Origin of the sequence: Novosphingobium sp. SL115 (genome assembly GCF_026672515.1) — a bacterium.
Taxonomy (GTDB): domain Bacteria; phylum Pseudomonadota; class Alphaproteobacteria; order Sphingomonadales; family Sphingomonadaceae; genus Novosphingobium.
In genome coordinates this window covers 235,861-251,155 of the sequence record NZ_JAPPRG010000003.1, presented here as the reverse complement: position 1 = coordinate 251,155, position 15,295 = coordinate 235,861, and the positions used below count along the sequence as shown (strand labels likewise).

Sequence of the window (15,295 nt, the reverse complement as noted above, 5' to 3'; positions counted from 1 at the left end):
CAACATGGCGGATACAGTGGCGAACGACGCCCGCACCGCACCTGTGGCGGTGTGGCAGATCCTTGAAAAGCTGCGCGGGCAGGATCTGATCGACTGGCGCACGGCCCCGGTTGAAGGGCGTGCATCGGTGCAGGAGCGCAATCTGGATATCGGCTTTCCGTTCGGCTGGTATGCCATCGATCTTTCCGCTGACCTTGCGGTGGGCGAGGTAAAGCCGCTGCGCTATTTTTCCAAAGACCTTGCGATGTGGCGCGGGGAAGATGGGCAGGTGCGCGTGATCGATGCCTATTGCCGGCATCTGGGCGCGCACATGGGCCACGGCGGCAAAGTGCATGGCAATCTGCTGGAATGTCCGTTCCACGCATGGCGGTATGACGGGGAAGAGGGGATCGTAAAGGAGATCCCCTATTCGAAGTCGATCCCGCCGCAGGTGAAGCGCAAATGCACCCGGACCTGGCATGTGACCGAGGCGAACCGCTGGATCTGGCTGTGGTATCATCCCGAAGATGCCGCCCCGCTGTTTGAAGTGGAGCATCTGCCCGAAGCGACGGACCCCGAATGGACCGACTATGACGTTTACGAATGGAACGTCTATGGATCGATCCAGAACATGGCCGAAAACGGCGTGGACGTGGCGCACTTCAAATATATCCACGGCACCGCCAACGTGCCGCTGGGCGATCTGCGCTGGGGCGACTGGGGCCGCGGTGCGGATGTGAAGGCCAAGATGGGCACGCCGTGGGGCGAGGTCGATGGCCAGATCAGCTATGATACAATGGGACCGGGGCAAAGCTGGACACGCTTTACCGGGATTTCCGAAACGCTGCTGGTGGCCTGCATCACGCCGGTGGAGCTGGACCATGTGCATGTGCGCTTCTGTTTTACCCAGCCGCGTGCGCAGGCCGAGGGTGAGCGGGCAGGCGTGGCAAAGGCGATCATCCGCGATATCTGCAAGCAGTTCGATCAGGACAAGATCATCTGGGACCGCCAGAAGTTCGAACCCAATGCGCTGATCTGCGAAGGCGATGGGCCAATCGCGCAGTTCCGCAAGTATTACGCGCGGTATTACGTGTGATGGCCGTTACGCGGCGCGAAGCCATTGCCGGTGGGATAGCGCTTGCCGCGAGTGCCGGTTTTTCAGGTGCAACGAAAGCGGGAACCATGAACGACGTGCTGGACACTCACGATTCCCTTGGCCTTGCTGCGCTGGTCAAGGCGCGCAAGGTTGCGCCCGTCGAACTGCTGGAGGCGGCAATTGCGCGGGCCGAAGCGCTGAACCCGAAGCTCAACTTCATGGCGCAGAAGCACTATGACTATGGGCGCAGGGCGATTGCTGCGGGGCTGCCGCAAGGGCCGTTCAGCGGGGTGCCCTGGCTGCTGAAAGACCTGAACACCTATATCGCAGGCGAAGTGACCGAAAACGGCAGCAGGCTTTACAAGGGCCAGCGCGCCAGTGTGACCTCCGAACTGGTGCGGCGGATTGAACGCGCGGGTTTTGTGATCTTCGGCAAGACGACGACGCCGGAGTTCGGCCTGACCGGGACGACGGAAAGCGTGGCGATGGGGCCGACGCGCAATCCGTGGAACCCGGAGCGTATTGCGGGCGGATCGTCCGGCGGGGCGGCGGCGGCGGTGGCGGCGGGCGTGATCCCGGCGGCGCACGCCACCGATGGCGGCGGTTCGATCCGCATCCCGGCATCGGCCTGCGGGCTGTTCGGACTGAAGCCATCGCGCGGTCGGGTGCCAATGGGGCCTGCGAGGACCGAGGGCTGGGGCGGCATGTCGGTCCACCATGCGGTGACGCGCACGGTGCGCGATTCCGCTGCCATTCTGGATGCGACGCATGGGGTGGAGCCGGGGTCGCGCTATGGCGCGCCATCGCCGGAGCGGCCCTTCCTGGCCGAAGTGAGCCGCGATCCGGGGAAGCTGCGGGTGGCGCTGATGCTCAGCCCCTTTTCGGGCGCGCCGGTGGATGCACAAGTGCTGGCCGCCACGCGCGATGCGGCAAAGCTGCTGGAGGGCCTTGGCCACCATGTTGAGGAAGCCGCGCCGAAGATCGATTTCGCCAGCATCGGGGCCAGCAGCTTTGCGCTGATGGCATCGTCGGTGGCGGCGGATTGCGTTGACCGGGCCAAGGCGCTGGGCATCGAACTGGGACCGGACGTGGTGGAGCGCACCACGCTGGACTTCATCGCAATGGGCAAGAGCTATACCGGCATGGATTATGCGCGCGGCAACAACGCCTATCAGGCCGCTGCCGTGGCGATTGCCCAGTTCATGGAGCGATACGACGTGATCCTTTCCCCCACGCTGTCGGCACCGCCGCTGCCGCTGGGCCGGATCGGGCTGGATACCGGGCGCAGCATGGCGGACTGGGGGCGCGAGGTGGGGGCGTTTACGGCCTTTACCGGCATATACAACGGCACCGGGCAGCCGAGCATGTCCCTGCCGCTGGGCATGTCGGCAGACGGGTTGCCCATCGGCGTGATGGCGACGGGGCGCTATGGCGAAGAGGCGCTGCTGTTCCGGTTGGCGGGGCAGGTGGAAAAGGCCGCGCCGTGGAGCGGGCGGCGCCCGTCCCTGAAGAACGACAGGTGAAGGTCAGGCAGCTGACCTGGTGGGCCTTTTCGCGCTGATGCCATGTTCGGGGGCAGGTGGCGGGGGTGATGTGCAGGGTGGATGGGGCTTGCCGTATGTGAGCGGCGGTCCCATCTGCGGGGGAACCCTGCACGGAGCCTGAAATGAGCAGATTGCCCACCTTTTTTCTGAACCACGGCGGCGGGCCGTGGCCGTGGATGGAAGGGCCGATGCGTGAGGCCTATACCGCGCTTGAAGCGTCGCTGGCAGGGGTGCTGGAGGAACTGCCCGAACGTCCGCGCGTCGTGCTGGTAATTACCGCGCATTGGGAGGCGCCGGTGGCGCGGGTTTCATCGCATCCTGCCCCGCCGATGCTGTATGATTATTACGGCTTTCCCGAACACACGTATCGCATCCACTACACCGCGCCGGGCAGCCCGGAACTGGCGGGGCGGGTGCGCGATCTGCTGCGGGCAGGGGGCATGGCGTGCGAATTGGATGGTGAACGCGGGTTTGACCACGGCACCTTTTCGATGATGCAGCCTATTCGCCCGCAGGCCGATATTCCGGTGGTGCAGCTATCGGTGCTGGACGGGTTTGATCCTGCCACGCACATTGCCATGGGCGCGCTGTTGCAGCCCTTGCGCGATGAAGGCGTGCTGGTGATCGGATCGGGCCTTTCGTATCACAACCTGCGCGCATGGGGACCGGCAGGGGCCGCTGCTGCCGCGCAGTTTGATGCATGGCTGCGGCAAAACCTGGACGGGACCGATGCGCCCGCCCGCAATGCCGCGCTGGAAGCATGGGCACTGGCCCCGGCGGCGCGCATGGCCCATCCGCGCGAAGAGCACCTGCTGCCGCTGATGGTGGCGGCGGGCGCGGGCGGCGACGATGCGTGTACGGTGCATTTTCACCAGAACGACTTCATGGGCGCGATGGCGGTTACGGGGTTCCGGTTCGGGTAAGGGGTTAAATTACACCCCCACGAACACCGCCCAGGCCAGTAGCGGGCCGAAGGCGACGACCAGCGCGCTGTAGATGAGCAGTTTGCGGAGCAGGTCGGGGCGGTCCGGTTCCGGGGTGTTGCCGACGATCAGCGCGCCATTGGTCGAGAAGGGAGAGGTGTCGACGATGGTATTGGCGATGCACAGTGCAGCGATGACGCCCATGGCGGGGATGCCGGGCGCGCCCAGCAGCGGGGCGGCCAGCGGGATCATCACCCCCAGCAGCGCGGTGGACGAGGCGAAGGCCGACACTGTGGCTGCAAGGTAGCACAGCAGCAGGGCCGCCAGCGCGGCGGAACCGACCGTGCCGATGGCAGCGCTGACCGCGCCGATGGCACCGATTTTTTCCAGCACACCGACATAGATGACGATGCCTGAAATCAGCAGGATGGTGGACCAGTCCACCTGTTTCAGGGCGCCATCCTGGGTGCGCGGGGCGACCATGGCGAGCGCGATGATGACGATGAGCGCCATGAAGCCGATGTCGATCTTGAATAGCAAGGCACCGGCAGCCAGCGCGGCAAGGCCTGTCAAAGTCCACGCACCATCGCGGGTAAGGGCTTGGGGGGCTTCGATTTCATGGGCCGTGCTGGCCGATGCCGCGCGATGGCGGGCATACCAGAGCCAGATGGCCAGTGCCATGGTGGCGTTGAAGGCTGCACTGGCAAGGAACAGGTATTCGGGTTGAGGGACAATGCCGGTGCGGGCCAGAACCTTGTTGGTGATGCCGCCGTAGATGGAGATGGGCGAAAAGGCACCCGCCTGCGCGCCGTGGACCACCATCAGCCCCATCATCAGCGCCGAAAAGCCGTGGGCGCGGGCCATGCGCAGGGCAATGGGGGCGACAACGGCGACGGCGGCGGGGCCAACCGCGCCCAGCGCGGTAAGCGCGGCGGTAACGGTGAAGACCAGCACGGGAATGAAGCCGGTGTGATGGCCCAGCCGGTGCGATGCGCGCGCGACCAGCCAGTCAATCGCGCCGTTGCGGCTGGCAATGCCGAACAGATAGGTGATGCCCAACAGGGTCAGGAACAGGTCGGCGGGAAAGCCCGTCAGCACGTCCTTGGCCGAAAGGCCCGCCATGGCACCCACGCCCAGCGCGGCGGCAAGGCCGATCAGCCCCATGTTCAATGGCAACCACACCGCTGCTGCAAAGATTGCGACAAGGATCGCAACCGACAGGATTATCATGGCTTATCCCTCTCCCGGCGGGTTGTGGTGCCGGATTGTTGTTTTGGTTGCTCAAGCGGTGGGTTTGTCAGGTCTTGAACAGGTTGGCGTGGTCCTGGCGGAGCAGGGCCTTTTGCACTTTGCCCATGGTGTTGCGCGGCAGTTCGGGCACGAACAGCACTGCGCGGGGCTGTTTGAAGCGGGCCAGCTTATCCGCCAGCGCGGCAATGACGGCGGCTTGATCGAGCGCGGAATCGGTGGCCTTGACCACGGCGACGACGGCTTCGCCCATGTCAGGATGAGGCACGCCGATGACGGCGGATTCCGCGATGCCGGGAATTTCATCCAGCGCGGCTTCAACTTCTGCCGGGTAGATGTTGAACCCGCCCGCAATAATCAGATCCTTGGCCCGGCCGACGATGTGGACATAGCCTTCCGGATCGATGAAGCCGAGATCACCGGTGATGAAGAAGCCATCATCGCGATGTTCTTCCGCCGTTTTTTCAGGCATTTGCCAATAGCCACAGAACACGTTCGGCCCTTTGACCTCGATCCCGCCGATGTCGCCCTGCGGCAGCACGGCAGCGGTTTCCGGGTCGGCAATGCGGACCGACACACCGGGCAGGGGGAAGCCCACGCTGCCGGGCTTGCGCGTGCCGTCATAGGGGTTGGACGTGTTCATGTTGGTTTCGGTCATGCCATAGCGTTCAAGGATGGCATGGCCGGTCAAGGCGCTGAAATCCTTGTGCGTTTCGGCAGACAGCGGGGCGGAACCGGAAATGAACAGGCGCATCGGCGCGGCCAGATCGCGGGTGAAGCCGGGATGGGCCAGCAGGCGGGTGTAGAAGGTGGGCACCCCCATCAGCACACTGGCCTGCGGCATCAGCCGGACAAGCTGATCGGCATCGAATTTGGGCAGGAAAATCATCGCGCTGCCCGCCGCGATGGTGACGTTGGTGGCGACGAACAGCCCGTGGGTGTGGAAGATGGGCAGGGCGTGCAGCAGGCGGTCATCGGCGGTAAAGCGCCAGTATTCGCGCAAGGTCAGCGCGTTGGACGCAAGGTTGGCGTGGGTCAGCATCGCGCCCTTGCTGCGACCGGTGGTGCCCGATGTGTAAAGGATGGCGGCAAGATCGGTCGGGGCGATTGCGGCGCGTGTGCAATCTTCGGCTTGTGCATCGGCCCCGCTGGCAAGGGTGCCGCCAGTGCCAGTTGCATCAAGCGTCAGCAGCGCGGGCACGCCAAGTTCGGCGCAGAGCGCGGCCATGGGCGCTTCATCTTCGGCCCGGCACAGCACCAGCGCAGGCGTGGCATCGCCCAAGAAATAGCGAAGTTCGCCAATGGTATAGGCAGTGTTGAGCGGGAGATAGACCGCGCCAGTGCGCAGCGCCGCCAGCCATGTGAGCAGGGTGGTCTGCGACTTTTCCAGATGGACGGCCACCCGGTCCCCCGGTTGCACGCCCTGGGCGCGCAGCAGGTTGGCGATCTGCCCCGACCGGGCAAGCGCGGCGGCATACGTCAGCACCGCGCCATCCGCTGCGATCAGGAAGGGGGCATCGGGCGTGGCCTGACACCGGGCGAGAAACAGCGAGAAGATGTCTTGCGAAGCATTGTCAGCCAAAGGGCACCCGTTTGTGTGTTGTGCGGGATTTGGTTGTTTCCCGCCTGATTGTATGCAAGATTCTGGATATGGATAACTTTGGCATGCATCAAACATGAATACAGGGCAAGAGGGCGGAAGCGGATTACTGCTTTCGGAACGGATCAGGCTGGCACTGGCTGACGATATCACCAGCGGCGCGCTGGCCCCCGGCACGCAGCTTGACGAACAGCAGCTGGGCGACCGGTTTGGCGCATCCCGAACCCCGGTGCGTGAAGCGCTGCGCCTGCTGGCAACGGCAGGGCTGATCGAAATGCGCCCACGGCGCGGGGCGATCGTGGCCGAAATGACGGCAGAGCGGGTGTTCGGCATGTTCGAACTGAGCGCCGAGATCGAGGCGCTGTGCGTGCGGCTGGCGGCCACGCGGATGACCCCGCAGGAGCGCAGTGGCCTTCGCCGCATTCACGAGGAAAGCGAAGGCGCGGTGGAGCGCGGTGATATTGACGAATACGACCGGCTGAACTGGCGTTTCCACGATGCGATATATGAAGGCACGCACAACGGCTTTATCGTGGAGCAGGCGCAGGGGTTGCGTGAACGCATGGCCGCGTTCCGCCGCGCACAATTGCGCGAAGGCAACCGCCCGGTGAGATCGCGCGCGGAACATGGCGCGATTGTGGAAGCGGTAATGCGCGGCGACGGTGAAGAAGCCGCCAAGCTGATGCGCGCCCATATGTTCAACGCATCGTCAGCCATGGAACGCTTTGCTGCTGAACGATAATGTGGTGCAGGACACGCGCGCGGCACACAAAAAGCCGGGATGCGCTCGTGTTGCAATAATGCAGCAATAAATGCACGGCATCGGTTGAATCCATTTCCGTGCATTTTTTACGCTTGTCACCAAAAATGCCGTATGCAAAACGTCCCCTAGAAGATCCATACGCATACATCGCTTAAGGCTTACAGGCCGAAAGGCGGGGCGGCTTGGCCGAGCGTTGTGGAGCGGGGGAGGGGCATATCAAAACCGGCGTGCGGGCCGGGCATTTCCTTCATCCTCGACTTGTTGTGACAACGCTGTCGGATTGTCCGTCTGCGTATGGATCTTCAGGATTTTCTTGAGGGAGGAATGCATGAGGACTTTGAAATTCGCCAGAAGCTCCAGCCTGATGAGTTTGGCATCGGTGATGGCGCTGATCGCCACGCCAGCTCTGGCCCAGAATGCGCAGGCTAATGCGCAGGCTGACGATCAGCCCGCCAGCGGAATTGCCGATATCGTGGTGACGGCCAACCGCACCGAATCACTGGCATCGAAAACCCCGATCGCGCTGACGGCAGTGTCGGGTGAAGCGCTGGTCAGCCAGGGCATCACCAACCCCACCGCGCTGGCCGAAACCGTGCCCAACCTTTCGATCGACCGCGCCAACGGGCTGCAGATCACCATTCGCGGCGTGACCAGCACCGACGGCACCGAAAAGGGCGATCCGTCGGCCGCATTCATGCTGGACGGCGTGTATATCGCGCGTCCGCAGGTGCAGGAAGTTTCGTTCTTCGACATCGGCCGTGTTGAAGTGCTGCGCGGGCCGCAGGGCACGCTGTATGGCCGCAACACCACGGCCGGCGTGGTCAACGTGCTGTCGGCCAAGCCCAAGCTGGGCGAATTTGGCGGGTCGCTGGACCTGACCTATGGCAATTACGACACGCTGCAGGCTACCGGCGTGCTGAACGTGCCGGTCAGCGAGACCATCGCGCTACGCGCTGCGGTCAACTATGACCGTCGTGACAGCTATCTGCGCGCTGGCACCGGTTTCACCACCAAGCTCAGCCCGTTCAAGGACAACCTTTCGTTCCGTGGGTCGGCGCTGTTCGATCTGGGCGGCGGTGAATTGGTGATCCGTGGCGATTATTCGAACATCGACGGGCAGAACATCAATTCCCTGCCGCTGACCAATGTCTATTCGAACGTCACCACCAACTTCGTCAACCCGACCTATATCGGCGGGGACAAGTCTTCGGGTGCGCTGCGCACGCTGAACGTACCGTCAAACTTCGACGCCGCCCGCAACAACAACACCTGGGGCGTGATGGCTGATTTCAGCTATGACCTTGGCCCGGTTTCGGTGAACTATCTGGGTTCGTACCGCGAATTTGAACGCCACGAAGACGGCATCAATATCCGCAGCCTTGGCGCGCGCGCCATCGCCACGCGGTTTGACGGCGGATACTGGCAGCAGAGCCACGAACTGCGCTTTTCCACCAACGGCGATGGTCCGCTGAAAGCGCAGGTTGGCGGTTATTATTTCCAGGAAAAGTCGGGCATCGGCTTCTACCTGCTCGGCCTGCTCAGCCCCACGCCGAACACCACCGGCTATGTCTTCGGCTTCCCGCAGGACCCGACCAAGGCAAAGTCCTATGCCGGGTTTGCGCAGGCGACCTATAGCGCCACCGATGCGCTGCGCTTTACTGCCGGTATCCGCTATTCGCATGATGACAAGTCGCGCGTGGGCAACACCGTGACCTGCTCTACCGTAGCCTGCAACCTGCCCACCGATACCAAGTCGAACAACAATGCGGCGCGTTCGTTCAGCAAGACGACGTGGCGCGTGGGTCTGGACTTTGACGCCAGCGACACGACGCTGCTTTATGCCACGGTTTCGACCGGGTATAAGGCGGGCGGCTTCAACGATGGCTGCAACACCGCCGAAAACGCATCCTGCAACCAGAACCGCACGCTGGGCGCGCTTTATTATGAACCGGAAACGCTGACGTCCTATGAAGCGGGCATCAAGACCCGGATCGGTGACAGCGTTCGCCTGAACCTTTCGGGCTTCCATTATGACTACAAGAACCTGCAGGTCAGCCAGGTGGCAACCTGCACGCCGGGCGGTGGCCAGTGCCAGGTGACCACCAATGCCGCGACCGCCAAGGTTGACGGCATTGAAATGGAAGCCAACATTCAGGCCAGCGAAAATGATCGCTTCGACATGGCGGTGGCATGGCTGGATGCGCGTTACGGCACGTTTGCGCCCAGCCTGATCGTTTCGGGCGCGACCGTGGTGCAGAACTGGGAAGGTTATGCGCTGGACCGTTCGCCGCGCTGGACGGTGAACCTTGGCTATACCCGCACGTTCGATCTGGGCAGCGTCGGTTCGTTGCAGGCACAGGTGCGCACGCGCATCAGCACTGCCTACAAGCTGGCGGGCCTTGCCAACGTACAGCAGCTGACCCAGCCGGGCTTTTCCAAGACCGACGCGAACCTGACCTACAACGAACCCAACGAAAAGTGGTACGTTCAGGCCTTTGTGAAGAACCTGGAAAACAACGTCACCGTATCGTCCATCGCGCCCGGCGCGAATGGCACGGTGCAGCTTGCCGACCCGCTGACTTATGGGATGCGCGCTGGCTTCAAGTTCTGATCTGAAACCACGTTTGGTCGAATGGCGGCGAAAATCCGCCGTTCGACCAAGGCATTTCGGGGCTGGGCCATTGCGGCCCGGCCCTTTTTGTTTGGGCGTCGGATCCACTGTAACGCGCCGGAAATTCTCATTAACCTGAGCTTGTCTCAGGTTCATTTCTTGTCTGTAAACTGTGGGTTTGATTGCAAGATAGACTTCGGAACAAGTCCGGGGTGACGCAGAAAAGAAAGGCGCGGCACCGACAGTTTGCAAACTGCCTATGCAGCGTGGACAATTCCGTCCTGACGGCAAGACCGCTACTGTTGAGCGCTGACAGCGGGCCGAACGGCAGCAAAGGGGGGGAAGCTGCTGCTCGGTTGAGCCTATTATGCATTGCTATATACTGCCGGTATGGTCTGGGATTTAGGCGAGGCAATGCGCAAGAAGGCGGAGTTCGAGTCGGCACGGCTCATGGACTTCGACTTCAGAAAGCGAGTCCGCGCGACACGCCTTCTCGCCCGAAATCTGGGTTTGAACGAAGCAGCTTTAGTGGGCGAGATTGCGCAACGAAATGAAGAAGCCCTGCTTGACTTGATTGCAGAACAATCCTCACTCTCACGTGAAAGTCTGGCGCGTGCTTACGAGCATTTCTGTGGCGAAGCCCGCCAGCATTTGATTGCCGAACGAGGCGATCCTACCCCGAACCGATTGGGTTAGCGTCCGCAACGGCGTCGTATCGGGAAAGTCTGTTTTCAGAGCGAAATGGCGGATAGCTGACGCTCTCGCCACGACAAATTTGTCCACGCGCCCTAACCCTGGCCACCAGGGCAGGCGCGACGGTGCTGCAGTGATATGCTGTGCTGGATTGTTCCCAACCTTCCGTTCGCTTGATACGAACGGGGATTGTTTTTGACTTCTGAAAAGGCGTCCCGCTGCTGGTCAGCGCTGCCATCAAATCCGCAGGAACGGTTCGTCCCGGTCGTTCAGCGCTTCGCAGCCGTTTTCGGTTATCAGCCACAGGTCTTCCAGATGCACGTTCCCGGCGGCATCAAGATGCAGCACCGGGCAATCGATACTGAGCACCATGTCCTTTTCGATCAGGTGGTCGGCCTTCTTGAAGTGCAGGCTGTCGCCGTCATACGCCTCGTCCGTGTGGAACAGGCCCACGCTGTGCGCCGCGCAGGGGATGGCGATGTCATAGCCTGCGCGGGCTACCGCTTCCTGCCCGATGCGACGCACGTCCGAATACATCAGGCCGGGGCGCAGGGCAGCGGCGATGGCTTCGTTGGCGCAGGCGGCGGCATTTACCATGCGCATGATGATCGGGTCGGGTTCACCCACAAACACGGTGCGGCCATAATCGCCGTGGTATCCGGCATAGCTGCTGACCGCATCGATCTGGAAGCTGCGGCCATCGTGGATCACGCCGTCGCGCTTGCGCATGGTGGTGCTGTCGGTGGACAGGAACAGCGGCACCCCGCCGCGCCGTCCGGTTTCGGCAAAGAACGCACGTGCCATGTCCTGATAGGTGTCGCCTGCGTGCATCGAAAGGATTGCGGCGCGCGCCGCCTGTGCATTGTTGCGCGCGGCATGGCGCATCAGGCCGATTTCCAGCGGCGATTTTATCATGCGGATACGGCGCAACAGCGGCTGGGCCGGGCAGAATGCGGTGCGGTCGGCCAGAATGCCCGCCACCAGCGCGGCATCGCTGGCCAGTGTGCCGGAGATCTCTGCCACTGCCTGTTTCAGCGCGGCAGCGGCATTGGGGAAGGTGCCATTGCGTTCCAGCACTTCCAGTGTGGTGCCTTGCGTGAGATGATCCATCGGATCGGGGCGGCCTCCTGATGCGTGTGGCAGGAAGATGGGCGGGGTGGCCCCCTCCAGCCCATCGGGCGCGGTATAGAGCAGGATATCGAGCGGCCCGCCCGGCTGCGGGGCTTCGATATCGTGCAGGTAATGCAGGAACTGGCTGGTAATCAGCGTGACCGGGGCATCGGCGCTGGCGGGCACGATGGCAAAAGCCGCGCCTGCCTGCCCCATCGCCACGCCTTGCGGCCAGTATCCGGTGGCCTGATAGATGTTTGTCGTGTCGGTCAGGACCAGCGCGGCAACGCCGTGGGCCGCCATCACCCGCTGCGCCACGGCGCGGTTCATCAGGGGCTGAAGATCGGTCATTGGCGGGCGCTTTCTGTGGGTTTTACGGAGAAGGTGCGCACAGGAGCATCTGCGCAGCGGCTGCGCCAATCAGGATTTCCTCAAGGCGATAAGCGCTTCTGATTTTGGGTGCGCGCGGGCAGGGTGGTAGCGGTGACGATCCTTCACCCGGCTTGTTCGCGCCGCGAGTGCGGGGAACAATCTTCCGTCAGGCGGACAGGCAGGCGAAGGGCATCGGCTGGGGCAGGGGGCACGATAGCCTTCGCCCGGCACGGGGAGAAAGTTATGGATTCCAATGCCCCTGGCCGTTTCGGCACGGTGGATAGCGCGCATTCCGGATCGGTGGGCCGCGCATGGCTTACCGTGGCCACGCTGTTTCTTGCCCAAATCGTTTCGACGATCGACCGGGGTATGCTGGCGCTGGTGATCGATCCGGTACGGGCAGACCTTGGCATCAGCGAAATGCAGATTGCGCTGTTGCAGGGTTTTGCCTTCTCCATCTTCTATGTCACGGTCGGCCTGCCGCTGGGCGCGGTGGCCGATGCGGTGAACCGGCGCAAGCTGTTGCTGGCGGGGATTGCGGTGTGGAGCGCGGCGACTGTCGCCGGGGGCTTTGCCGCCGGGTTCGGGTCGATGTTCGCATCGCGCCTGTTCATCGGCGTGGGCGAAGCGGTGCTGGGACCGTGCGCGGTGACGATGATAAGCGACCTGTTCCCACCCGAACGCCGGGGCCGCCCGATGGCGCTTTATGTGTTCGGCAGCATGATCGCGTTCGGTTTGGGGTCGCTGATCTGCGGGCTGATCCTTGATCTGGCGCCGCAGGGCGCGTTTGCGGGCCTGCCGGTGATCGGCAAGCTTGCGCCGTGGCGCATCGCCTTTGTGCTGGTAGGGTTGAGCGGGGTCGTGCTGCTGGCTTTGCTGGCCACGCTGCGCGAACCGCCGCGCACGGTTGCTGCCGCTGCGCCGGGACATGAAAAGCTGTCCTTCGGACAGGGGATGCGCGCCATGGGCCGCCAGTATAGGCTGTTCGTGCCCTATTATCTGGCGCTGGCGCTGTTCGCGGTAGGGGGCGTAGTGGCGACGGGCTGGGGCGCGGTGTTCCTGACGCGGATATTTGCCTATGACATCGGCTCTGCCGGCAAGGCGCTGGGCCTTGCGCAAGTGCTGTGGGCGGCGCTGGGCGTGGTTGCAGCGGGTATTGTGGTGGACCGCGTGGGGCGGCGCTTTGGCGTGGCTGGGCGGATGCGGCTGGCGGCGGGGCTTACCGTGCTGGCACTGCCATCGGCCTTGCCGCAATTTGCCGGCAGCGGCACCATGGCCATCGTCATGCTGGGTGAACTGATGTTCGTCATGGCCATTTACGGCACCACCATGCTGTCGGTCCTGTCTGAAATTGCCCCGCCATCGCTGCGCGGCTTTGCCGTGGCGCTTTATGCTTTCGTGATGACGCTGATCGGCGGGTCGCTGGGACCGGTGGCGGTGGCATGGCTGACGCAATCGGTCTTTGCCGATCCGCAGGCCGTCGGCTGGTCGATGGCGATTGTCGGCACGCTGGCCTTCACCCTTTCGGCGCTGCTGGCCTTTGTCGCTGCGGCACAGTTTCAAGCAATCAGGAAGGTGACGTGATGGTGGAAATCAAGCGCGGCTATGCCGACAGCCGGTTCGGGCAGGTGCATTACCGGATTGCAGCGGGCGGGCCGGAGAACGGGGAAGGACAGGGCACACCCATCCTGTGCCTGCACCAGACGCCCAGCAGCAGCGCGGACTGGCTGCCGGTGATGGGGCCACTGTCCAAGGGTCGCACTGTCATTGCCATGGACACACCGGGCTATGGCATGTCGGACACGCCGCCAGCGCCCGTCAGCATCGAGGATTTCGCTGGCGTGGCCGACCGGCTGATGGTCGATCTGGCCGATCAAGGGTTGATCCCAGGCGACACCTATCATGTCATGGGCTTTCACACCGGATCGCTGATCGCCACCGAACTGGCCCGCAGCGTGCCCGAACGGGTGGGGCGCATGGTACTGTTCGGCCTTGCCGCTTACCCCGCTGACCAGCGTGAGGCAAAGCTGGCGAATCTGCTGAAAGCGTTCCCCGCACCCGATGCCAGTCTGGACCACGTCGAAAAGCTGTGGGCGATCATCGGCACGCTCTCGGACCCGCGCATTTCCTATGAAGAGCGGCACATGAACATGGCCGAATGCCTGCGGCTGGGCGCGCGGATGCCGTGGGGTTATATCTCGGTCTATCGCTATGACTTCCTTGCCGCGATGGCCGAAGTTGCGCATGATGTGCTGGTGATGAACCCGCAGGACGATCTGTGGGAGGTAACCTGTGCCACCTCGCACCATTTCCGCAACGGCAGGCGGATGGACATCGAAGGGGTGAAGCACGGCGTCCTGAAGCTGGAGCGCGACCGGGTTGTCGATGCGGTGGAAACCTTCCTTGGTGCAACCTGATATGGACGGATCATCCGCATGAACCTTGTCCAGCTCAAGCGGATGATCGCCATTTATGAATGCGGCAGCCTGCGCAAGGCGTCCAAGGCCATCGGCATTACCCAACCCGCGCTGACGCTGTCGATCAAGCAGCTTGAGGAGGAATTCAACACCAGCCTGTTCGAACGCGGGCCATCGGGGGTGCAGCCCACCGCGATGTGCGAAAAGTTGGTGGTGCGCGCGCGGCTGATGCTGGCCGAAGAACGCCGCATCGTGAAAGAACTGACCGAGGCGGATCGCCACCCGCGCCTTGCCGTGGGCATTCACCCGGTGCTGGTGTCCGAGTGGCTTACCCGCACGTTGCGCCGCTTTATCGATCAAAGCCCGCCGGTGGACCTGTGGGTGCGCGATGGTTACACCACGCAGCTTATGGCCATGCTTTCGGCGGGCGATCTGGACTTTGCGTTCTGCGGGCTGCCGGTGGATTTCAGCGACGAAGCCTTTGATTTCGAACCGCTGTTCCGGCGCGATTACGCCATCGTTGCGCGCGCCGATCATCCAATTTTTTCAGATACGGGGCGCTTGCCAAATGAGGGGCAGGGCGGGCACATATGGGCGCAGCTTAGCGCCTATGACACGATAGACCCGCTGGAAACGCGCGAATTTACCGACATGATCGGCCGCTTTGGTTATTCACGCGATAACAAGATCGTGCGGGTATCATCCGCAGCGCTGCACCGTTCGCTCATCATCGATGGTGGGCTGGTGGGGATGATCGCGTGCGACAGCGTGGCGGCAGAGCTTGCCAGCGGCACTTTGCGGCGGCTGGAAGGATCGGAAATCGGCGCTCCGGCCTTTGGCTTCGTCACATTGCAGGGCCGCTATGAAACGCGCCTGATCCGCCAGTTGAAAGCGGTCATCCGCGCGGCGTGCTCTTAGGTCCTGAGCTTAAGGCCGCGC

General features: G+C 63.0%; 13 protein-coding genes. 9 read left to right on the top strand and 4 right to left on the bottom strand.

Annotated features, from left to right (window positions below; translation table 11 throughout):
* The first annotated feature begins 4 nt into the window (after positions 1-4).
* The 3 genes from OVA07_RS17400 (at position 5) to OVA07_RS17390 (ending at position 3,542) form a co-directional block, all read left to right on the top strand.
* Entirely contained in the window at positions 5-1,075 is a 1,071-nt protein-coding gene (locus tag OVA07_RS17400; RefSeq protein WP_268172949.1) for an aromatic ring-hydroxylating oxygenase subunit alpha, read from the top strand.
* Between the two features lie 86 nt (positions 1,076-1,161).
* On the top strand, positions 1,162-2,598 hold the full coding sequence (locus OVA07_RS17395; RefSeq protein ID WP_268172948.1) for an amidase: 1,437 nt from the start codon (positions 1,162-1,164) through the stop codon (positions 2,596-2,598).
* Between the two features lie 143 nt (positions 2,599-2,741).
* Positions 2,742-3,542: a DODA-type extradiol aromatic ring-opening family dioxygenase gene (locus OVA07_RS17390; protein ID WP_268172947.1), complete on the top strand. Its 801-nt coding sequence runs from the start codon at positions 2,742-2,744 to the stop codon at positions 3,540-3,542.
* Positions 3,543-3,551: 9 nt separating this feature from the next.
* On the opposite strand, the gene OVA07_RS17385 is transcribed toward OVA07_RS17390, so the two are convergent.
* Together OVA07_RS17385 and OVA07_RS17380 are read right to left on the bottom strand one after the other, a co-directional pair.
* On the bottom strand, positions 3,552-4,772 hold the full coding sequence (locus OVA07_RS17385) for an SLC13 family permease (protein WP_268172946.1): 1,221 nt from the start codon (positions 4,770-4,772) through the stop codon (positions 3,552-3,554).
* Positions 4,773-4,839: 67 nt separating this feature from the next.
* Positions 4,840-6,372 carry a malonate--CoA ligase gene (locus OVA07_RS17380; protein WP_268172945.1) on the bottom strand — a complete coding sequence of 511 codons (1,533 nt, stop codon included), beginning with the start codon at positions 6,370-6,372 and terminating at the stop codon, positions 4,840-4,842.
* 94 nt (positions 6,373-6,466) lie between these two features.
* Between OVA07_RS17380 and OVA07_RS17375 the strand changes: the two genes are divergently transcribed.
* Positions 6,467-7,132: a GntR family transcriptional regulator gene (locus OVA07_RS17375; RefSeq protein WP_268172944.1), complete on the top strand. Its 666-nt coding sequence runs from the start codon at positions 6,467-6,469 to the stop codon at positions 7,130-7,132.
* A gap of 237 nt (positions 7,133-7,369) precedes the next feature.
* Here the strand turns inward: OVA07_RS17375 and OVA07_RS17370 are convergent, their stop codons facing one another.
* Positions 7,370-7,552, bottom strand: a complete 183-nt coding sequence (locus OVA07_RS17370) for a hypothetical protein (RefSeq protein WP_268172943.1) — start codon at positions 7,550-7,552, stop codon at positions 7,370-7,372.
* Here OVA07_RS17370 and OVA07_RS17365 point away from each other — a divergent pair.
* Positions 7,536-9,764, top strand: coding sequence for a TonB-dependent receptor (locus OVA07_RS17365; protein WP_268172941.1), 2,229 nt, complete (start codon positions 7,536-7,538; stop codon positions 9,762-9,764). The two genes, OVA07_RS17370 and OVA07_RS17365, sit on opposite strands and share 17 nt — an antisense overlap.
* A gap of 414 nt (positions 9,765-10,178) precedes the next feature.
* A complete protein-coding gene (locus OVA07_RS17360) occupies positions 10,179-10,460 on the top strand; it encodes a hypothetical protein (RefSeq protein ID WP_268172940.1) in 282 nt (93 codons plus the stop codon).
* Between the two features lie 234 nt (positions 10,461-10,694).
* Here OVA07_RS17360 and OVA07_RS17355 read toward each other — a convergent pair whose 3' ends face one another.
* Complete coding sequence (locus tag OVA07_RS17355; protein WP_268172939.1) at positions 10,695-11,918, bottom strand: M24 family metallopeptidase; 1,224 nt, start codon at positions 11,916-11,918, stop codon at positions 10,695-10,697.
* 264 nt (positions 11,919-12,182) lie between these two features.
* On the opposite strand from OVA07_RS17355, the gene OVA07_RS17350 reads away from it, so the two are divergent.
* Genes OVA07_RS17350 through OVA07_RS17340 form a run of 3 tightly spaced genes read left to right on the top strand, consistent with a single transcriptional unit; the run spans position 12,183 to position 15,274 of the window.
* Complete coding sequence (locus OVA07_RS17350; protein ID WP_268172938.1) at positions 12,183-13,523, top strand: MFS transporter; 1,341 nt, start codon at positions 12,183-12,185, stop codon at positions 13,521-13,523.
* A complete protein-coding gene (locus OVA07_RS17345) occupies positions 13,523-14,356 on the top strand; it encodes an alpha/beta fold hydrolase (RefSeq protein ID WP_268173281.1) in 834 nt (277 codons plus the stop codon). The genes OVA07_RS17350 and OVA07_RS17345 overlap by 1 nt, the downstream gene beginning before the upstream one ends.
* An 18-nt stretch (positions 14,357-14,374) precedes the next feature.
* Positions 14,375-15,274, top strand: a complete 900-nt coding sequence (locus tag OVA07_RS17340; RefSeq protein WP_268172937.1) for a LysR family transcriptional regulator — start codon at positions 14,375-14,377, stop codon at positions 15,272-15,274.
* Positions 15,275-15,295 lie beyond the last annotated feature (21 nt).